The sequence below is a fragment of the Bacteroides mucinivorans genome (assembly GCF_034654355.2).
Taxonomy (GTDB): Bacteria; Bacteroidota; Bacteroidia; order Bacteroidales; family Bacteroidaceae; genus Bacteroides; species Bacteroides nordii.
In genome coordinates, this window is record NZ_CP178179.1 from 301,856 (window position 1) to 324,370 (window position 22,515).

13 protein-coding genes are annotated in these 22,515 nt (G+C 40.3%); 2 read left to right on the forward strand and 11 right to left on the reverse strand.

Annotated elements, in window-relative coordinates; translation table 11 throughout:
* Positions 1-19 precede the first annotated feature (19 nt).
* From VCM39_RS01040 to VCM39_RS01075, 8 genes are all read right to left on the reverse strand, one after another.
* On the reverse strand, positions 20-1,303 hold the full coding sequence (locus VCM39_RS01040) for a DUF4302 domain-containing protein (protein ID WP_221650118.1): 1,284 nt from the start codon (positions 1,301-1,303) through the stop codon (positions 20-22).
* Complete coding sequence (locus VCM39_RS01045) at positions 1,296-2,195, reverse strand: putative zinc-binding metallopeptidase (protein ID WP_221650117.1); 900 nt, start codon at positions 2,193-2,195, stop codon at positions 1,296-1,298. The genes VCM39_RS01040 and VCM39_RS01045 overlap by 8 nt, the downstream gene beginning before the upstream one ends.
* Positions 2,196-2,219: 24 nt before the next feature.
* A complete protein-coding gene (locus VCM39_RS01050) occupies positions 2,220-3,749 on the reverse strand; it encodes a RagB/SusD family nutrient uptake outer membrane protein (protein WP_255585828.1) in 1,530 nt (509 codons plus the stop codon).
* Positions 3,750-3,765: 16 nt separating this feature from the next.
* Entirely contained in the window at positions 3,766-7,377 is a 3,612-nt protein-coding gene (locus VCM39_RS01055) for a SusC/RagA family TonB-linked outer membrane protein (RefSeq protein ID WP_221650115.1), read from the reverse strand.
* A gap of 23 nt (positions 7,378-7,400) precedes the next feature.
* Complete coding sequence (locus VCM39_RS01060; protein ID WP_221650114.1) at positions 7,401-8,507, reverse strand: FecR family protein; 1,107 nt, start codon at positions 8,505-8,507, stop codon at positions 7,401-7,403.
* Positions 8,508-8,631: 124 nt separating this feature from the next.
* Positions 8,632-9,243, reverse strand: a complete 612-nt coding sequence (locus VCM39_RS01065) for an RNA polymerase sigma-70 factor (protein WP_223381569.1) — start codon at positions 9,241-9,243, stop codon at positions 8,632-8,634.
* Between the two features lie 170 nt (positions 9,244-9,413).
* Positions 9,414-10,139 (reverse strand): response regulator transcription factor, encoded by a 726-nt coding sequence (locus tag VCM39_RS01070; RefSeq protein WP_322932405.1) that lies wholly within the window; start codon positions 10,137-10,139, stop codon positions 9,414-9,416.
* Positions 10,136-11,494: a HAMP domain-containing sensor histidine kinase gene (locus VCM39_RS01075; protein ID WP_322932406.1), complete on the reverse strand. Its 1,359-nt coding sequence runs from the start codon at positions 11,492-11,494 to the stop codon at positions 10,136-10,138. Before VCM39_RS01075 ends, VCM39_RS01070 begins: the two co-directional genes overlap by 4 nt.
* 245 nt (positions 11,495-11,739) lie before the next feature.
* On the opposite strand from VCM39_RS01075, the gene VCM39_RS01080 reads away from it, so the two are divergent.
* Positions 11,740-12,189 carry a DUF3267 domain-containing protein gene (locus VCM39_RS01080; protein ID WP_289292977.1) on the forward strand — a complete coding sequence of 150 codons (450 nt, stop codon included), beginning with the start codon at positions 11,740-11,742 and terminating at the stop codon, positions 12,187-12,189.
* Here VCM39_RS01080 and VCM39_RS01085 read toward each other — a convergent pair.
* From VCM39_RS01085 to VCM39_RS01095, 3 genes are all read right to left on the reverse strand, one after another.
* On the reverse strand, positions 12,186-14,411 hold the full coding sequence (locus VCM39_RS01085) for a HAMP domain-containing sensor histidine kinase (RefSeq protein ID WP_322932407.1): 2,226 nt from the start codon (positions 14,409-14,411) through the stop codon (positions 12,186-12,188). The two genes, VCM39_RS01080 and VCM39_RS01085, sit on opposite strands and share 4 nt — an antisense overlap.
* A gap of 472 nt (positions 14,412-14,883) precedes the next feature.
* The gene (locus VCM39_RS01090; protein WP_322932408.1) at positions 14,884-16,857 is read right to left on the reverse strand and encodes a VCBS repeat-containing protein; all 1,974 of its coding nucleotides are present in this window, start codon (positions 16,855-16,857) and stop codon (positions 14,884-14,886) included.
* A gap of 66 nt (positions 16,858-16,923) precedes the next feature.
* Positions 16,924-19,191 (reverse strand): glycoside hydrolase family 97 protein, encoded by a 2,268-nt coding sequence (locus VCM39_RS01095; protein WP_322932409.1) that lies wholly within the window; start codon positions 19,189-19,191, stop codon positions 16,924-16,926.
* Between the two features lie 321 nt (positions 19,192-19,512).
* On the opposite strand from VCM39_RS01095, the gene VCM39_RS01100 reads away from it, so the two are divergent.
* Complete coding sequence (locus VCM39_RS01100; protein ID WP_323673957.1) at positions 19,513-22,452, forward strand: glycosyl hydrolase 2 galactose-binding domain-containing protein; 2,940 nt, start codon at positions 19,513-19,515, stop codon at positions 22,450-22,452.
* Positions 22,453-22,515: the final 63 nt, after the last annotated feature.

Here is a 22,515-nt window from a genome sequence, read left to right on the forward strand (position 1 = left end):
ATTCGTAATTTTTATGTGGTTATTTAATGTATCTGATTGTTTTGAACCAAACGACGTCCGGGTTATCGTTTCTTCTGAATGTGATTTCACTCGGACTTTTCAGGTTGTTATAAGTCATGTTGTATGGTTCGTCATCACTCATGTATCCCAGAATCATTTTGAAATATTCCATATAGAAGTATCTGGCAAAATCATCTCCTCCTCCGGCGAAAATTATTTTCACCTGGTCGGCATCTTTTATCGGAACGAAGTCCATATAAAAATTAGCACTATACAATTTTCTGTCATTAATCGAATAACTGTATATAGTAAATACTTGATAAGGACTTTGTAAAGAGGCCTGTTGTAACTCTTCCGGACCTTGTCCATAAAGGTCTTTTTTCATGTTTTCGGCAGCAGTATTCCACATGGTAGTAAATCGGGGACCCATCTGTTTCGTGTCAAAGAACCAGTTACCTTTTTTTGTTACAAATGCTTCTCCTAAAGGCATTTGTGTGATTTGTACATTCTCTGCCCCTTCATCTGTACAAGTCAGGTGAGTTCTATCTTCCGAAGCAGTGAAATTCTGTATTGTTTTTCCTGCAATGGTTACGGGCTCTTTGAATTTGATGCCATCTGTAGTATAGATATAGGCCATTCCTTCGGCTGATGAACTGACTCCTTCCGGCAGATTGAAAGTCTGGTAACGTCCTATTTCCTCGGATTCTTCCATTTCTATAGTAGTACCATTTACATTCAAACGCATGGTGAATCCCGGAAAAGCTTCTATCATCTTATCCAACTTATTGCTGTAACTTTCCCATGTCATGTCATTGGGCAGAGGGATCATTTGCATTTTAGTCCCATTCTTTTTCCCCTTTAATTCGATTTTGTCTTTGGCTACATTAAGAATGATGAATTCATAGTCGCCCTCGTAACCAAGTCCATCCGGATTGGGATCGGAGAATTGGTGCAGTATGTGATTGTATGTATCAAAACTTAATATAGGGCCCATATCTCCCTTTATCTGATACATACTTGTAACCTGGTCGCCCGGTGATTCCAGTATGGGCGATTCTGCGGTAATACTTACTTCTCCCTGTTCGGAGAAGACCATGTAGAAACGGAAGCCTCCGTATTTGTTATCTTCGGGATAGTATTCAAAAATCCATCCGTTTTCCGAATCAGTCAGTATTTCCTTACACTGTTGCAACATTGCATTCATCCTGTTGGCAGAAGAACTGTCGAATATGTTTTTTTCATCTGAGCATGAAGTAATGCACAATGTAAACAAAGCAATGATAGTATAAGCTAATTTATTCATTGTATGTTGTTTTTTCATTTAAAATTGAATCAATATCTCCGGAACGTCTGATGATAATGGTTCTTAACTCATCAATGTCAATATTCCATGCAGTCATTAGCCATTCTTTTGCCATATCGAACTTGGTCTGTATTTTGGCAGCTCCCTCCGTTCCTGCATTTGCCAGCATGTTTTCCCAGAAACCATCCGGTTTAACAAGATAGTTGGCTATTATTTCTACAAAGTCTTCTTGTGGTTCCATACCTGCATAAGGAGTAACGAAACCAAGTTTCCAGGCTTGTTGCTCGGTTCTGTTTTGCCAGCCGGTAGACGAATAATCGGCTGCGGATATCTGATTATATTCGGTAGGATAGTTCTTTTTCTGATGCAGGATATGAGCAAATTCATGATGCATTGTTTCAAAATAGTATTCATTCAGCATCTCTACATCTGTAGGATCTATGGCATTCACCTTATATAATATGACTTTGATACCAGCTTCTGCCGAACCTAATACTTCTGTAGAAGAAGAGGCATTGATGGCTGATGAACCAACCAGCAGAATGACTTTGGGCGCATAGGTTCTCATGAAGTCTTTATTTTTTCCGGTTTTGTCGAATATTTCATCATAAGATTCAAGCCACAGATACTTGATAATTTTTGCCAGCTTTTTTGACTTCTCCACTTCGGCCGGAATAAGATTGTATGACATGTCTGCTTCTATGTCTTCCATCCGGTATTTGAAATCAATATTATATTCTTTCACATAGTTTTGAAGCAACCAATTGTCAAATTCTGTGCGCTCACGAGGAGTTGTATCAAAAATACTTTCTCCGAACTTATCATCAGAGCAGGAAGATATCATCACTCCGGTTAAAAAGATTACTAATGTGTATAATAAAACCTTCTTCATATGTTTCTGTACATTTATTTATTATTATCTGGGATTAGGTTGCATACCGGCTCCGATTGCATCTGCAGGTAATTGTAACACTCTTCTGGGGTCGTTTTTAGTCAGGATATCATCGGCTTGTCCGGATATATTGTGTTTGATTTCGATACCGAACCGTTTAATATCAAACCACCTAAGACCTTCGTGTACAGTTTCTATACGTCGGAAGTGCAAAAGACAGTACATAAAGTTTAGTTGCTTGTCACCGTCAATCTCAAACATTGGGTTTAATTCCGGACGCAATGCTTTATCTGCTGTTTTATAATAAGCATTGATGTAATCTTCAGTCAGCGGTTTTACCCCTTTCATCGTGTGTGAATCATACCAGGAAATCAAATCCTTTGCTGCATTGGAATAATCTTTCATATGAATATATGCTTCTGCGCGGCAAAGTAGTGTTTCATCAGTAGTGAAAACCGTATTTACGATATTCAGATACCCTATACCTGATATGACATCCGTATACTCAATAAATCCATAGAGTTTAGGATAGTAGGATGCCTGATCACCTCCATATATTTTATTTGCATGATAAAGATATTCCGGAGTTACCCAGGGTCCTAAGCTCCAGTAGGTTTCCTGCAGTTTGGCTGTATTCATTGCATATCTGCAATATTTAGAGCTCCAGTGGTTGTAGTTCCACATAGATGTAGCGGGCATTAACAGGAGATTACATGGTAATTCAGCTTTTACATAGGCAATACCACAATCTTTTGCAGCGGCAATGCTCTGGTATTGCGTAAGGTTACGGAGCACTTTTGCCGGATTGTCTCCAATGGCCTTTGTGGCGTATTTAGCAGCTTTATCATAATTACCGTAATATAGGTTGAATCGTGCGGCAAAAGCATAAGCTGCTTTCTGATTAAAATGGTATTTGATAACAGTACTTTTGTACTTTGTGTCGTCAATAAGTGGCAGACCTTCTTCTATATCACGATTTATCTTTTCATATACTTCCGCAACAGTACCTCTTTCATATTTTCCGGATACTATTTTTTCCGGTTTTTCTACATAAGGTATTCCCAGGTCTGCACTGCTTGTTTGTGGATTATATGCTTTACAAAAGACATTGGCCAGAATGAAGTGCGAGTAAGCGCGACAGATGAGAGCTTCTCCTTTGGCAGCCACTTCTGTTTCATCGTCTCCTTCGGAGGTGCTGAGGTATTCCATTGCATGATTGGCGGCGGCTATTGCCTTATAGTACTCATTCCAGATAAATTGTGGAGTATCCTGCTGGTTATCTGTAAAATCCTGCCATTTGTAGCTTTCTTCCACACTTTTATTAAAAGAGATATAGAGTGGTCCGTTGTCTGCAACATTGTCAGACATTAATTCTGTAACTTGTACGTAAGTTCCGGTAGGATAGGCCGAGACGAGTAGTTGCAGTACTTTCTCGTTATTGTCGAGCTCGGTTCTGTTATCCGGCATTTTGTCCAGAAAACCGTCACAAGAGGATATCATCAGGAGCATTGCTGTGACTCCAAACCAGGTTGAGTATTTATTTCTATGTTTCATATTCATTGCAGTCTTTTTATAATCCAAGTCTTAAAGTTAAAGTGAACTGTTTGGGTACAGGAGAAGCAACTCCTCCCGAGCGGAAGAATTCCGGATCCTGTCCGTTTAATTTGGAATCCGAATAAATCAGAAATAGGTTTGTAGCTTGTAATTTAAGTTGTAGATTGTTCAGCTTGAACTGTTTGATCCAGGCTGGATTGAAGTCATATGACAAAGAGATTTCTTTCATTCGGATAAAATCACCTTTTGCTACACGAACATCCGAATAGTTGTATGCATTATAGGCATATTTCAGGTTTGGAATATCTTTCACCTGGCGGGTATGAGCTATAACCGGTATGTTGGTATAGGCTTCATCTCCCGGTACGGTCCATCTGTTCCTGAATTCTTTGGGCATGGCGTCCAGATCGGAGTACTCGCTTTTGAATACAGGGTCAAGACGAACTACATTTCCAAAAGAATAAGTCATGAAAACATTCAATTTAAAACTCTTATACGAAAAGATATTGCCGAAACTTCCTGTAATAGTCGGGTCGGTGGGACCTTCATATTTCAGAAAATCTTTCTTTAGGGCTTCCTGGAAGTTGATATCTGTAATTGTGACCTCTCCGTCTTCGTTGATAAAAGTAGGGAGTCCATCTTCATTCAGACCCTGGAAAGGAATGGAAAATAATGCACGTACAGGATACCCTTTTTCTGCAAATCCCATACCGGAGATAAGGCTCATTACACGTGCTTTTGAATCCAGTTCGGTTATTTCATTCTTTGATTTTGAGAAGATGAAATCCGTGGTCCACTGAAAATCTTTAGTACGTATATTTTTTGTTGATAAGGTAAATTCCACTCCGCTTGATTTCATGGAAGCTACATTGGCATACTTAGTACCCTGTCCGCCACCGCCTTGAGTGTTGATAAGCCCTATTAAGTCGTAGTTATTACGGGTATAATAATCCAGGCTCAGATTAATTCTGTTGTCAATGAAGCCAAAGTCGGCACCCACATTAAACTCATGTTTCTTCTCGTAAGTCAATTCACTGTTTTCCAGATCTTCTATTTGCAAACCTGATTCTTTCACACCTGCAAAAGGACGAAAGGGGGAGTAGTTACGATATACAACACGGGAATTGGTGACAAAAGCGGGTCCTCTGTCGGCTGTAAGACTATAGGATGCTTTCAATGTAAAATGAGACAGAGCCGGAGTTAGCTTCTCAAAGAATTCTTCTTCGTGCATATTCCACGCAGCAGCTACATTCCATGTGGGTAGCCAGCGGGCTGAACGGGCTTTACCCAGTCTGTTGGAACCCTCATAGCGGATTGTTCCGGTAGCTGTATATTTTCCCATATATGAATAGGTACCCATCCCGAAAAAAGCGAGGTTACGTGAATAGGTCAAATCGTTGTAGTAATACTGGTTATTCTGTTCTATTCCTTGTTTAAATATAAGATAATCATAAAAGGGTATACCTCCCTTTTCGTATTGATATCCCCATCCTCTTGACCAGTATTGGGTCCGGTCGGCTGAATTGGCCTCTGTTCCGGCAAACAGATTCATGATATGTTTGTCTTTGAAACTTGTGTTGTAGCTTAAACTGGCTCTGAAATCATAGCCCAATAATTTATATTCGTTTTTATCAAATATACCTCCTTCCGGCAAAACGACAACTGGCAAAGAATTGGGGACATCCGGATTTTTATATAATAGGGGATTCCTGTCGCGTATAGTAGCGTCCCCTGCTGCTCGGTATGCTTCCGGTTGGTTTGAATTCTCTTTTATCAGATGGTCTTGTGAAGTCATCTGATATTTTACGGCTCCTACTACATTGGCCTCGAGTCCTTTGATGATTTTCCAGTTTAGTTCACCCTGAAATTTAAGGTCTACTACATCCAGGTCAATATAGTTTTTATCTAATTCATTCAGGATGTTGAAAGGGGCATAATTTCTTGTATAATATACAAGTCCTTCGGCATCTTTCAATGCCAATGTTCTTGAAGTGTTCAATGCGTAGCTATACGGGTTGATGTCAAAATCCCGTCTGACTTCTCCGCTTACCACGTCTATCTCCTGGCTTAAAGTTCCGGGAGCTTTCTGTTTTCTGTATGAACCATTGGATAATAATGTTAGTGTCAAGTTATTAGAAAGATTGAAAGAAGCATTTGCGTTGGCTGTATATCTCTTGACCGAGCTGGCTTTTGTCCATCCCGGGTCATTGTAGATACTGATTGAACCATAGTATTTAGCTTTCTCCGTACCAGAGCTGATACTTATTGAGTGGTTCATGGTAATGTTATTGTTGAACAATTCATCAAACCAGTTTGTATTTCTCATTTCGGCCATTTGAAGGTAGGCGGCCTGTGCTTCCGGAGTATTCACTAATCCCCATGACTGATCCTTTGGGTTGTAGGAATTAATGAGCTGGTACATTTTTCCGTATACTCCACTGTTGGAAGCTCTGTAGGTATCAGAAAAAATCAACCAGCCTTTTTCTGCCATTTCATTATAAACACCCATTTGTTCTTGGGACCCCATTATGTTGAAATTGTCATAATTGGGCTTTAATCGGGAGGTAAATTCTCCCGTATAATTAATGCGGCTGACACCGGCTTGCCCTCTTTTGGTAGTAATAACCACAACACCAGCCATCGCTCTGGCACCATATATTGAAGTAGCCGATCCGTCTTTCAAAATTTGAAAGCTTTCAATATCATCGGCACTTAGTCCGGCTATTGCCGAACTTATAAGGGTTACAGCATCACCGGAAGATAAGTCGTCGGCATCAATTTCTACCGCATCTTCCATAACCACTCCGTCAACGACCCATAAAGGTTTCGAACTACCATAAATAGAAGTGGCACCACGGACACGTATTTTCGGGGCTGTACCAAATGTTCCGGATACATTTTGTACAGATACTCCGGCGGAACGTCCTTCCAAAGCACGGCTTACGTCCGGTATACCATCCAAACGTGCATCTTCTGCCTTAAGTCTGTCGGTTGCACCGGTAAACAAACGTTTATCCACCTTAGTCATACCTGTTACAACAACCTCTTCCAGCATTTGGGAATCTGAACTAAGCGTAATTTTTATGTTGCCCTCTTTTATAGGTAACTCTTTGGTTTCCATTCCAATGTAAGAAACAATCAGAGTCTTTGCTTTTTCGGGAATACTTATCTGAAAATGTCCGTCGAGGTCGGTTACCGTACCTACTGTCGCATCTTCTTTGAACCTGACACTTACCCCCGGCAGACTCTCTCCCATATCATCTACTACTGTACCTGATATTTGTTTGTTTTTTCCCTTTTCTGAATTTTGGCGGGGCTTGAATATCTGAATGTATTTATCTTTTATTTCATAATTCAAAGCTTGCCCTTTCAGGATAATGTCTAACGCTTCGTTAATGGACTTGTCTTGGAAGTTGATCGTTATTTTTCGTCCCAGATCCACTTCACTCACATTAAACCATAACGAATAAGTAGTTTTTGCTTTTAGCTGTTCTAAAGCTTCTTTGACTGTTACATTTTTCAATTCAAGAGATATATTTTTCTCTTGAGCAGAAACGATTTGTGCACAGACCAGAAAACAGGTGATTAAAGCCATCTTCATGAGGGCTTTCCATTCTTTTACATACATCGGCGCTATTGTTAAAGTTGTAATTAATTATTTCTTGATATGATTATTTCATCTCCATTGATTGTGTAGTGCAGGTTATTGTTAGCTGCCATAATATCGAGTATCTTCGTTATTGTTTCATCGTTCCGGAAATCACCATAGAAGCGCTCCGTACATAGTTGTTTGTCTTTTATTTCTATTTTGACATTGAATGCACGTTCAAGGTCGCGTACAATCTGGCTTAAAGGTTCTTCATTAAAGAATAGTGTGTTTCTTAATGTCACACTGGGAACCCGGATTGCCGCAGTAGGTTGTCCGGTTACATTGCTCGAAATGGCATCCAGTATTTCCTGTTTGGGCTGTGTCCACATTGCGTAACTTTGAGCATCTACGCTTTTTACAGTTACACGATTTTCTTTTTTATTAATAACAGCCTGTTGGTTGGGGATAAGTAATATGTTTTTTGCTTGTCCTTCTATACTGCCTACATTCAAGCTTCCTTCAACCAAAGTAACCCGGGCACTTTCATCTTCGGCATATGATTTGAAGTTGAATTTGGTGCCAAGTACTTTTATTTTCACTTTCCCGGAAAGAACACTGAATGGGAGAAGTTTATTTTTAGTAACTTCAAAATAGGCTTCGCCATCCAAAGAAACATTTCTATCAGATTGTCCAAAGCTCTCCTGATATGAGAGGCGGCTACCCGAATTTAACCAGACAGAAGTCCCGTCCGGCAAAGTTACTTTAGACTTGGAACCATAAGGTATTTCGATGGTTTGTGCCAGATGGGAAGAAGAGGGTGATGTAGAAAGTGCATAATAAGAGCCGACTCCTAATCCGAATGCGATAACAAATACAGCGGCATATTTCATCCATGGATGAAGAGTGATAGAGTGTAGTTTGCTTTTCCGGGGCTTTTTCAATCCGGTCTTCTTTACAAAATGCGTATATGCAGATTCTATATCCGATTTGAAGAAAAATCTGTTTCTGGATATACGCATGCTTTTTATTAAGAAATAGTATTCTTTGTATAGCTGCCTGTTTTCGGCACTACTTTCGTACCATGCTCTCAAAACTGCTTCTTCTTCTTTTGAAATCCGTTTGGAGAACTGTTTGTCTATAAGATTAAAAACATCAATATTACTATTCATACTTGTCGTCTTTTATAAGTAGGACGACCGAAGAATTCAATAGGGTAGTGAGAAACTATATATTTTCGATAAAAAGTTTATTTTTTATCGAAAAAGATATCACGAAGTCTGCCCGAATCGGATTTTATTGATTAAAGAGATAGAAATATAGAGCTGTAATAGCAAGAATGTAATCTTTCAATTCTTCTCTAAGCAAGCTGAGTGCTTTTTTTATGTGGTATTTTACGGTATTGACAGAAATATTTAGTTCGTCGGCAATCTCAGCATAACTTTTGTCACCGTACCGGCTGAGTAAAAACACTTTTCTACATTCTTCCGGCATTTCCCGGATAATGTCTTCTATTTTATCTTCCAGCTCTGATAAAATAATTTGTTCAAACATCTCTTGATCCGGAATATAGCAACTCGATGAACCAATTTCGCTTTCAAAGCTGACTACTTCTGCTTCCCGGGAGTAACTGCGTAAATAGTCAATACTCTTATTGTGTACAGAAGTTAGCAGATATGACTTTACAGATGTTGAAATGTTCAGTAGTTCTCTTTTTTCCCAAATAGAGAGCATGACATCTTCCGCTATATTTTGGCTTAGGTGATAATCTTCCACATATTCATATGCAATAGAACACATCAAGGCATAGTAATGGTCAAAGATGAATCTGAATGTATCATGATCTCCTTTTCTGATTCCATTAATGAGCTGTGCATCGTGCATGAAAATGTCTTTTTTATTATTCATCCGATCCGATATTCGTGTTATTCTATGAAATGTACGATTACTTTACTGATGCTATGTCAGTTGTGTATTCTAATTTTTGTTTTTTTTAAAGTATTTATTATAGCAAATCAATAAGTATGAGTAGTTAATACAAGAAATAAAGAATGAAAATAATGACAAATGTATTGTTCCTACTCTTCCAACAGGGTCAAACCCACTCCCTTTACTGTTTTGATACTCACTGTTTCATCCTCTGCGAATAGTTTTCTTAATTTAGTGACAAATACGTCCAGGCTGCGTGAAGCAAAGTAATCACCTTCTGTACCCCATAGTTTTTCAAGAATAGTTTCCCGTTTTACCACTTCACCTTTCTTTTCACAAAGCATCTGTAAGAGTGCAGCTTCGCGTACTGTCAGCGTTCTGCTACTTCCTGATGCGTACTTTAGCGTAGCATGTTCCGCATCCAGTGTATAATTCTTACCTATCCGGTAGATAGCTTCATCTACTGTTGCTGTATTTGTGGGTGCTATAGGCTTTTCCGGTGCTTTTTGGCTCATCTTCATCAATGCCTGTACATGTGCATTCAGTTCTTCCGGGAGAAATGGTTTTTTCAGATAGTTGTTTACTCCCAACTCATAGCCTTTTACTACGTCTTTGGGCGATACCCGTCCCGAACTGAATAGAATAGGGGTGTCTGTATCCGTTTCACGAATGCGCTTCACCATTTCATATCCATCCATTACAGGCATTTCAATGTCCGAAACGATCACGTCCGGTTTCCATTCCTGCCATATTTTTAATCCTTCCACACCGTTCGCGGCATCTTTTATTTCATATCCGCCAATCATGTCTTCAAGCCCGCCCTGAATAATATACCTTAAGTTGGCATCATCTTCAACTAACAATAACCTTATCATACTATCTCTTTATTTTGTTGTGGAATATTTATAGTAAATTCGCTATATTCTCCTTCTATACTTTCAAGCTTTACGCTTCCGTGATGTGCCCGTACAACATGGAATACATAGTTTAATCCAAGTCCAAAACCCGGAGCTCCTCCTTTTCGATTTCGTTGTACGGCTGAGGCACGTTCAAATTTCTCGAATATCTTTCCTTGCTCTTTCAGTGGGATTCCCATACCGTTATCTTTCACACTGATGTGTGTATATCCATTGGATGAGGCCGAAGAGGATATTTTTATTTGTACACTCTCTTCCGAGTATTTGATGGCATTATCAATCAGATTGCTGATAGCTTCTTTCAGAAACTCTTCATCTGCATATACTTTTTCTTCCTGTAGATCAAGAATGAATTCAACAGGTTTTTCTGCTTTGGCAGTAAACTTTTCGGTGAGATCTTCTATAATGGGACGCAGGCTTACCTCCTTTTTCTCAAGCAGCAGTTTGCCCTCTTCCAGTTTTGACAAAGTCAGTACTTTATTGACCAATGCCAGCAAATGTTCTTCTTCGTCCTCCATGATATCAAAATACTTTTCCTTCCGTTCCGGTTTATCATCCAGTTTTCCGCTACGCAGGATACGTGTACCCATGAGGATAGAACTGAGTGGGGTTTTCATATCATGTATCATGGCATAAGAAAAGTCTTCGCGTATTTTGGCTATTTTATTTTGTTTCACAATCACTTTGATTTGTTGTACAAGGCAATAGATAACGATGAACAGAAGTAATACCGTTCCGATGAGGAACATTCGCATCTGGAGGATAATCAATTTATAAGGATTGTCGATGGTGGCCTGTATACCTTTGGAGAAATCTTCCCGAATGGGGAATATCTGTGTTTGCATTTCATTGTGAAGCCGGACAATACTACTGTCTTCTGCAAAGTCCTCTACATATTTATAGCGTGTAGAATCAATGTCAACGGAATCTATACGGAAATGGAGTTTTCCGAGATTTACTTTGTCCAGCTCTTCCCTGTAACAAGAGTCAAGAGATTGATAGTTGAGAGGGATGTTATATTCGTGATGAATGCTGTGCAGGGCAGTTATCAAAATCAATCTGTCGGCCATATCATTTTTCGCACGTATTTTGGTAGAATCCAGTTGGAGTACGGTACCATTGGGAATATTCCCTTTAAATTGCTTACTTGATTTTGAGGACTCCTGTAATTGTGCTTCCAGAAAAGCATTATTGATTTTTTCGTACAATTCATTCTCCAACAAATGATAGGAGTTGGAAAACCACATTCCTTGCAGTGCTACTACCGCCAGGATAGCAATGACAGTAATATATCGAAATAGCGGTTTATTCATGCTTTTTTCTTTTAATTCGTTGGCAAAGATAGAAAAATAGTTTGTGATTATTCACTTTTTTAAGTATTTGGTAACGTCGAATGTTTTGTACGTATGGAAATCTCCCCGCACAGGAAGTGCTTAACGTAGCGTTAACGTAATGATAACATTGTAATAACATACTTTTAATTTACTCCGTTTTATCTTTGCAATGCCGGGAGTAGAGAAAAATAGAAATCCTTCTTCCTTTATTTATATGGAATGAGATGACGACTGATACAGAAAATAAAAAGCCTCTGTTGGCCATTAGCTGTGGAGCAGGTGGGACGCAGATTATCTTGAGGACGGTTCCGTGTGCTTATTCGTTTATTGCATACGAACTTATTCGTGCATTTTTCTTTCTGTTTTTTGTGAAGCGGGGGTTCCGGTCTGTTTCCTTGACAATGAAGGGGAGGTTATTGTTTGCCAATTGTTCGTGTAGTGAACCTTTATATGTATGGCAATTTGTCATAGTATCTTTGATGCCTACTCTTCTTTTGGGAGTTCTTCCTCTGTGTTACACTCTGTTTTCCGGACGGTTCGTTTTTCTTTTAATCAGCATTCCGTTTCTGCTGATGGGTATCAATGATTATAAAACAATTTGGCTACTCAGATATTTCGAGGAGAATAATCTGGTAATTAATTATTTAGAACGAAAGGAGAGGAGGATACATTAAACCGGAAAAGATAATGTGAACTCGCTGAACTTATTTTCTACACTTTCTACCCTGACCCTGCCATTATGGGCAACCATTACCTGCTGAACATAATTTAGTCCAAGTCCGAAGCCATTGGCTTCGCTTCGTCTGTTGGCTGAAACACGCTCGAACTTATTGAATATTTTACTTTGTTCTTTCAGTGGGATGCCCAACCCGTTGTCGTGTACTTTAATTTTAATGAAGCCATTTTCTTCTTCACACACAATACTGATTTTTACTTCTTCGTGAGAGTATTTGATAGCATTGTCTATCAGGTTGCTGAGAATCTCACGCAGACAGAATGCATCGGCATAAACAGAATGACAACGGTGGAATACTTTCGAAAATTCTACCGGCTTATGAGCTTTTAAACGGAATTTTTCTATAAGATCATCTATCAAAGGTTCTAAATTCACATTCTCTTTATGTAACTGTAACTTGTCTTTTTCTATTTGTGTGAGTAGTATTACCCGGTTTGACAAGGTAAGCAGATGCTCGCATTCGTCGGACATAGTACGAAGATATCTTTCTTTTTTTACCGGATTGTCATTAATTCTCCCTGTCCCTAATATATGTGCTCCCATAAGAATAGAGTTCAGAGGTGATTTCATATCATGAATCATAGCATAAGTAAGATCTTTCTGGAACTGTGCAAGGCGGCGTTGCAGGAAGGTAATTTTCACCTGGTAGAATACGCAACCAACAATAAGGATAAACATTAATCCCAGTGAAAGCAGTAATGGCCACAACGGTTTTAGTATTAATAGTTGTGGAGAAGATATTGCTGCCTGTACTACTTTGCTGCTATCATTGTTCAGAGGGATGAACCGGGTTATGAGATCCGGTGCCCCGGTTGTATATCCGGAGCGTGTGCTTTCTTCTGTTTCTAAGGTGGGATATTTCAGTATATTGATACAGACCGGGTTTGTGATTCCTGCTTCCTGTAGATAGGTGATAAATACAGAATCCATGTGGTGCAAAGAAAATGGAGCAGGGGTGGAACAGGAGTTTATTGCTTCAAGCATTTTAAGAGCCGAGCGTAGCGTATAATTTGCATCAATTGAGTTGTAGACGTGATAAACATATACTCTTGTTACAGGCGTTTTCGTTCGTATGGCCTCCTCTTTTTGCTTTTGTGCAAAAGGGGTAAGGCCGGTTTCCGGGAAGTTGAGTATTACTTTTTTTTCTTTACTGGCCAGATAATGAGGAAACTGATGATAACTTACTTCATTGAAGAATGCTTCTTCAAAGTATGTATTTATTTTGTGTGCAAATGCTTCTTGTCCGGTATTGTATAAAAAAACAATCCAGATTATTAGTAATAGAAATGTACCTGCCAGACTGAGTATAGAAAGTGCTTTGGAAGAACGTTGTTTTTTTCCCTGATTCTGTTGTGTTGCCTCCCGGGCGGCTGTCAGAGTTTCTTCGGTCATCGTAAGCAGTGTATTGCTTTCATTCTCAATTTCCTGCCATTGTTCTTGTGCTATTTTAGCAGGAATATCAGAAACCGGAGCAGCCATGTTTCCGGCTAATACATAAAAAGAGTTTTCCTGTACCTTTATGGTTTGCTGTTGGCGAATGATGAGTTTTATCTGTGAAATGATACTGCATATTACTACGGTCATCAGGCCGAAAGTGAACAGATAGAGTAATGATACTTTCTTTAAAATCAAGACGTAGGGAGAAACAATAACGGCTTGTACGGCTATATCGTTTTCACGGTCTATAAAGAAAGGTTCGGAGGCTAATACACCTACGCTTCGGTTGAATGCCGGGTTTGTGCTGGCCAATGTCCGGTGAGTTTTCGTATCTATTTTGTTGATTACAACTTCGCTGTCAATATGATCTTGTTTCAGCTTCTTTTTCAGTACGGCTGCCAATTCATCAATAGGAAATTCTACACCGTATTCAGTTTTTAATATCCGGGCCAGATACTCATTACCTCGCAGATTTTGCTCGTCTGTCGGGAGGTCTGCATATGGTTCAATAGGTATATAGGTGACGGTTGTTCCGTCAGGATAGGGAAGCTGGTTGACCAGATTGTCGATGGTTTCGTAAAAGGCAATGGAAAAACTTTTTTTTACTGTGAGTTTCATCATTTCCATATTACTGCGATAGGCATAAAATAGCCCTCCGACTTGGAGTATCAGAGTTAATGTAAGTCCTATAAGGGTGATAATCGTTACTTTACGCGTACGCATCTCTTACAATTTTGTCGTAAAGATAGTACATTTTGGGAGAAGCGTTGTGCGGCTTATCGGTTTTTAGGTAGTTATTAGCTGCTATGGAAGTATTACTTTGAGAAGATTGTAAGGTAACTGAAGATAAAAACAAATGTATAAGATCTGCTTTGTATATAATTATAAACTATATATAGTCAACGTTGGCAAATAAAAGATGAATTTTGAAAGTAAATTGATATAACAATTTTGGGTTTTTGCAAACTGCTGTTTACCAATGTGTTATATAGTCTTCTTTTTTCTCTACGAGGAACGCATCGAAACTCTACGAGAAACGACTCGTTAGTCGTAGAGAAACAGGGCTTTTCTCTACGACCAACGAATTGAATATTTATAAGATTTGACAGAAACAACTGGAAAAGAAAAGACCACTTTTTATCAATGTAATAAAATATGATTTCTTTTTCGGGCTATTTCCATACATGGCTAATTTTTATTGTAGTACACAAACTTTGTGAGTGGTATTGGCTACTTTTACCAGATAGATACCCTGGTTTACTTTTTCGGTTGCTTTATTGTCACATATACCGTTAACGATCTGTTTGCCATCAATCGTGTTAATGACATAAGCCGTACTGCTGTCGCTTTCAATAATAATAGTACCATTGTTTACATATACGTTGGCAGTAACGACTTGAGTATTTCCGATACCACTGCCACCCGCTACATTCGCTACGATAAATTTACCACCGAGGTTACCATTATCCACAGGTTGTACGGCGAATTCATAATCAGTCGTATTGAACCCTTTCATACGAATCTGATGGCTATTAATCAGACGAGCTGCAACTTTAGAATCATAAGTTGTAGTCCCGAATATTTTATTCGCCTGGAGGCTTGCCGGGGCATAGGTATAGGTGTAAGTTACTCCGAAGTCATCTGCTTTTTTAGCTTTAATGTATATATTGTAACGGATGGCTTCTGCCGGAGTTGTATCGTCTGTTGCGTTTCCCCAAAAAATAATTACATCTGAACCGTCTTGTTTAACCTGTACATCTGAATTGCTTACAAATTCGGGAGCTTCATTCATAGCAAGATCACTGGTTAAATTATTGGGTACTGCCCGGTTGAACCAGTTAGGCTCCTTAGGTCCCCATCCACTGATAGAATAGTCGAGCGCACCGTCATGGTTGAAATCAATAAAGTTCACATCAGACTCGTGAGAGTTGGTGTTATCATTCAGGAATTCACGGGTGAAGCTGTTGTCTCCATTGTTGTAATATAAGTTAGTGAGGGAGTAGTCAGTTTCCGTCTGCCCGTCTGTTGATGACCATCCACATTGAATCATAATATCAATCTTACCATCATTGTTGATGTCACCTATGGCGGGCATTGCTCTGGCTGTAAGTAGATTGGTTACTTCTGTTTTCAAAGGATCGGCAAAAGTTCCGTCGCCATTATTGATGTATAAGTTTCCTACGGTATTATTGGTTTCTGTGTCACTATTCTTAAAGTCTCCAAACTCCAGAATATCGGGATAACCGTCATTGTTCACATCTGCAGTAAAGGTCGTACCGCTCTTTTGACCTTCGAAAAAGCCCTGCTGGGTTGTTTCGCGGAAAGTGCCGTCACCATTGTTAAAGTAAATAGTGGTAGTGGCAACCCAGCCGTTAGTCTGGTCATTACCGGATACGATGAGATCCAGATATCCGTCTTTATTTAAATCACTCAGATAAACGGAACCGGTTGTGATTGTTTTGAAGGGGTCAATTCCTTCTCCGTCTTCTCCCACGGGATTTTGTACTTCTTCGAAAACACCTTGGTTATTTCTGTATAGAATCACGTGCCAACTCTCATCTTTACGTGCCCAGCCTGTCATAAACAGATCGGTCCATCCGTCATTATCATAATCGCCGGCTGCACAGAAGTAACCCCGGTGTTGTCCTTCGGATTCTCCGATGCCCAGTTCGTCTATCTCTTGCTGAACAGCATGCTCAAAAGGGTTATCGGGATCTCCTGTCCCTCTCCAGATAGCAGTATAATTTTCTCTGTTTTGTCCGCCTTCTCCGTTGTCAATCACTTTTTTCCCCTGTACATAAAGATCCATGATACCGTCGTTGTCGAAATCCAATACAACTGCACCGGCAATCTCGAGCTTAGGAATATTAACGGGTATGTTGGTAAATTCGCTTCCTTCTTCATTTCTGAACAGATATGCATGACCCAGATCCTGGTGTTTACCACCAATAAGGAAACGGTCCGGATAACCATCGTTGTTGTAGTCGAACCATAAGTCCTGTCCCCATTGAAACCAGGAACAGACATTGGCACCTTCAGGATCGCTGGGATCTCCCCACGGTTGTCTGATCACATCTCCCCATTCTACTTTTACAGGTTCGGTAGCGAATGCATTCGAAGCTACTAAAGCACTTAATGCCATTGTTGAAAGTAATTTTCTAATTTTCATAATGTAACTATTTAATGGTTAATACTAAAGTCGTTTATCGGAGCTGAAATTCATTCTCTCAATAATTTAGTTTTTGTAAATGAGTTTGCTCTGACTGAGGCCTGGAGTAGTACACTTCACACAGTAATAGCCGCTCGACAGTTGCGCTATTGATATGCAAAGCGGATTATCTTTCTTTGTATAATCCGGATAGAACGGACGTCCTGCAATATCGTAGAGATGAATGTCGGCTGTAAGTTCGCGTTCCGGGAGTTGTACATAGATACTTTCATTATTTTGTTCGTACCATATCTGCACCTTTTCCCGGAGTGCTGTGTTTTTGACGCTTGTATAATTGGGATCGGGATAAATGCGCATAACAAAACCACCTCCTTCTGCCAGTTTGAAGCTCATCCGGGTTTGGCTGGTAACATCAATCGTATGGCATTTGCAAGCTGTTGCATCTCCTGTTGTACTTGATGTATCATTATTTTTTTCCGGTACGTCTTCTATAATGTAAGCCTTATAAGGCATTCCGCGAGTAAGAAATGAAAAATCGACATCCAGTGTCCGTTCTGTCCAGTTGCTTAGTCCGCCTACATACCATTCCTTATCTGATCTGCGGGCCATGACAGCAAACTCACCTATTTTACCTTGCAGCGGTTTGGTTTCGTTCCAGATAGTAGGCACATGTTTTAGAAATTCCATTATTTCGGGGAACTTACGGTATTCTGTTGGCGCATCGCTTACGAATCCTAATGTCTGATGATATACTACATACTGGGCCATTTGATGTGCACGTGTACCCAGACTCCAGGGAGCACCTGTTCCTTTCCAGGTCCATCCTTTCCGGGTCTTGTTACGCAAAGATCCCGGAGTCATATCCATTGCTCCTCCAAGCATGCGTAAGAAAGGAACGACGGTGTGATACAATGGATTACAGTTGTCGTTCCATTTGTTACTTTCTTCGCCTGTCACAGCTTCGTAACTGATGATATTCGGATAAGTACGGTGCCAGGCTACCGGTTTCGGGCAACCGTGAAGTAATAACATCAACTGGTATTTGGCGCAGCGTTCCGCCATTGTAGGTATCCAGCCTGACGCCACCTGGTCATCTCTTGACATAAAATCGGCTTTCACCCCCGATATACCCCATTCTTTGAAACGGGCAAGCATCGGTTCATCAACCAGCAGGAAGTTAAAATAGCTCCATACCATGATTTTGATACTCTTTGATTTGGCATATACACACAGCTCTTTGATGTATTCTTCTCCCCAGCCGGCGTCACAAGTCATCCATTCAAATCCCATTTCCGCAGCAAAGTCTACATAATACTTATAAAATTCAAGTGTATGCGGACGTCCGTCTCCAAAAGGACCGTAGATAAAGCCAAGATCTCCTTCAAGTTCTCCGTCGTGCAACCATTCAAAAGCTGTCCGGCCGGCCGATATCCAGGAGAAATCCCCTTCTGCCTGAGGCTTTGCCAGTTTGTAAACCAGGTCATTGTTCATTAATTCCGAATCATCGCGGCTGATAATGAATCCACGCCAGGGATAAGTGCGTACGCCCGGTGTCAGGGCAATGTAATCATAACGCTCCAATACTGCCTGTGAATCATATTTACTGTCGTTCTTTATTTTTTTAGGATATTCGGCCCATTTGCCTACCAATTTATTACCGGCTTCTTTTTTGAGCAGATACATGCCCGGGTAATTTTCTAAATCGGACTCAATAACGGTGATGCCTATATTTTTCTTATTATTTCGGAAGAAACAGGGGTTGATGCCATAATCTCCTGTTTTAACAGATTTGACACTCAACTCACGTTTGTAAGGAAGTTCCCATTGACTCATCGTACGCTTGTCTTCATCGTAAGCAATCCATACTTGCGGGTTATCCTTAAAGTTGAATTCTGCTATTTCATTCCGGATGGTGATACTTCCGTTTATTTTACTTTCTATCCGGTATGCCACCCCTTCATCATAGGCACGGCAGTGCAAGGAATAGAGAGAACCCAGATCAAGGATCATTTCATTATAGGTATCATCAATCTGGTCATTTTCGCCTAAATGCATGGGAATTTTCTGACTGATGGAATTCCGGGAACACTTTTCTACTGCCGGATTCTCTCCCAGTGTGATCCGACGTCCGTTTCTCTCTACTACCATTGCTATCGGAGAGATTTCCGAAAGGGCTTCGCCGTCAGCGAATATCTGATAAGAGAGGGTGTCCCGCATGCTGATTTTGAGTTCCAGACTTCTGTTTGGGGAACTGACTGTATATTCTTCTTGCGCTTTTATTGGCAAGGTCGCGGTGAGGCATAAAGCGATGGTTAAAATAAGGTGTTTTTTCATATTCAGTATTGTTATTACAAATTCTATTAGCCTCTTTTATTGGCTGCTACAAAGAAACGGCACATTTGGCACATTTGAAATGGAGAATTCTATTCTGGATATGGATAATTTTACCTTTGCAGAAATAACGATATTGGAAAGTAAGATTATCCATATCGATGGTAAGATTATCTATTTCTTTTTTGCTATCTATCTGCTTATTTTGCACTCAGCTAATAGAATGCAAAAAGGGATAGCTTTTATATATGAAGGTAATTTTGTTTTCAGGATTTTTTGGAGGATATTATTTATAAATACGATAAAATGGAAATGAAAAGAAAGATGAGTAACACATTGGGAGCCGGACTTTTGCTGCTGGCATCCGCTTTTAGTTTTTCTGTTCAGGCACAACAGGTTTTTCTGCATAGTGGCGAGCCCGTTGTTGACTGGAAACTGAAGCCGCAGGCTGAAGTAAAAGGGGATGCAAACACTTTGTGCAATGCAGGCTATAATGTATCTTCATGGGTAGATGCAGTAGTTCCCGGTACGGCTTTTACGGCTTATGTAAATGCAGGGCTGGAAAAAGACCCTAATTTTGGTGATAATATTCATAAGGTGGACCGGGTTAAGTATGATCGTAGCTTTTGGTATCGTACCGAATTTAAAGTCCCTGCTGATTTTGACAAGGAACTGATCTGGCTTAACTTTAATGGCGTGAACCGTAAAGCCGAAGTTTATCTGAATGGACACAACTTGGGCATTTTGGATGGTTTTATGCATCGGGGACGTTTTAATGTAACCGACATTGTAAATAAAACCGGTGAGAATGTACTGGCTGTACTGGTACACATGCCTCAAACTCCGTTGGCCAACTGTGGTAGTCCTACTTATCTGTCGAGTGGAGGTTGGGACTGGATGCCATATGTTCCGGGATTGAATATGGGTATTACCGATAAAGTCTTTCTGAGTAATACCGGCGGCGTAACCCTGATTGATCCGTGGATACGTACAGATCTTCCAACTCGTGCCCGTGCAGATTTATCTGTTCAGCTGGAAGTGAAAAACAATGAAAGCAAACCGGTTAAAGCTGTTGTTACAGGAACCATCAATCCGGGTAACGTTACCTTTACGAAAGAGGTAGATCTGTCTGCAAATACTACTTCTACTGTTAGCTTCGATAAGCGTTATTATCCGCAGTTGATGATTAATAGTCCGAAATTGTGGTGGCCTAACGGATACGGAGAGCCTAATTTGTATACTTGTACTTTTGAAGTGAAAGTAGACGGAGAAGTATCTGAAGTAAAAGATGTCACTTTCGGTATTAAAAAATATACATATGATAAGGAGAATAACACTTTTCATGTTTATATAAATGACGTTCCTGTATTTGTAAAAGGGGCCAACTGGGGTATGTCGGAGTATATGCTTCGCTGTCGTGGTGCAGAGTATGATACAAAGATTCGTTTGCACAAAGAGATGAACTTTAATATGATTCGCAACTGGCTCGGTTCTGTAACCGATGATGAATTCTATGAAGCCTGTGACAAATATGGAATTATGTTGTGGGATGATTTTTGGATTAATTCGAATCCGAACCTGCCTTATGATCTCAATGTGTTCAATAATAATATGATGGAGAAGATTAAGCGTGTACGCAATCACCCGAGCATTGCCGTATGGTGTGGTGACAACGAATCTAATCCGCAACCGCCGTTAGAAGGTTGGATGGCCGAGAATATTAAGACTTTCGATGGTGGTGACCGTTATTTCCAGGCAAATTCTCATGCACAGGGCTTGACGGGTAGTGGTCCGTGGGGAGCTTTTGAACCACGTTTCTACTTTACCAAGTATCCCGATGGTCTGGAAGGTGATCCGGCACGTGGCTGGGGATTCCGTACAGAGATCGGTACTGCTGCCATGACTACTTTTGAGAGCTTTAAGAAGTTTATGCCGGAAGAAAACTGGTGGCCACGTGATGAGATGTGGAACAAGCACTATTTTGGTCAGAATGCTTTCAATGCAGCTCCCGAACGTTATGATGCTTCTATCGAGAAAGGTTTTGGTAAACCCGATGGCATTGAGGATTACTGCCGTAAAGCACAGCTTATAAATCTTGAATCCAATAAAGCTATGTATGAGGGCTGGCTGGATCGTATGTGGGAAGATGCATCAGGTATCATGACCTGGATGGGACAGTCGGCTTATCCTTCGATGGTGTGGCAGACGTATGATTACTATTATGATCCGACAGGTGTTTATTGGGGTACAAAATCTGCTTGCGAACCGATACATATTCTTTGGAATCCTGTAACGGATGGTGTAAAGGTTGCCAATACTACGGCCCGTGATCTGGAAGGACTGACTGCCGAAGTGAAAGTATACAATCTGGACGGTAAACCTGTGGCAGCATATACAAAGTCGGCTACGGTGAATTCGCCAAGCAATACCACTGTACAGTGCTTTACGATTGATTTCAATAAAGAACGGAAGAATCTTTCTTTAGGTAAACCGACCTATGCATCAAGCGTGACTCACGGACAGCCTTCGGATGCTACGGATGGTAAGAAAGATACCCGTTGGGCAGCAGCTAAAGCCGATAATGAATGGATTTATGTGGATCTGGGCAGTATACAACCCGTAGGCGGTGTACGTCTGGATTGGGAAGCTTCCTTTGGAAAAGCTTATAAGATACAGGTTTCCAGTGACGCGCAAAATTGGAAAGAAGTGTATAAAACGGATGAAGGCCGTGGTGGTGTAGATGAAATTACATTCCCTGAGGTAGATGCCCGCTATGTACGTATGTTTGGTATCGAATTGGGCTGGTGGTTCGGTTATTCGTTATGGAGCTTTGATGTATTGAGTGGTACACAGCCAAGTGAAGGTCTGAGTGATGTTCATTTTATCCGCTTGACCTTGAAAGATAAATCCGGGAATGTACTCTCCGAAAATAATTATTGGCGTGGCAATGACCGTTTAGATTTCACCGCTGTGAATTCTTTGCCCAAAGCCGACCTGAAAGTTTCTTCCAAAATGGTGAAAAAAGACGGAGTTGCCGAGATACAGGCTACAATTACAAATCCGGCTTCAGCCAAGGGTGTGGCTTTTGCCGTACATGTACAGGCATATCGCACTTCGGATGGTGAACGTATTTTGCCCGCTATTATGAATGATAACTATTTTACATTAATGGCAGGTGAGAAAAAGAATGTAACAATCTCATTTGATGAGAAACTATTGCAAGGTGGTTCTTATAAATTGGCGGTAACTCCTTATAATAAATAAGGATAAGGTAATTCACCACAGAGTATACACAGGGCACAGAGTTCTAATTATTTGAAATCAATT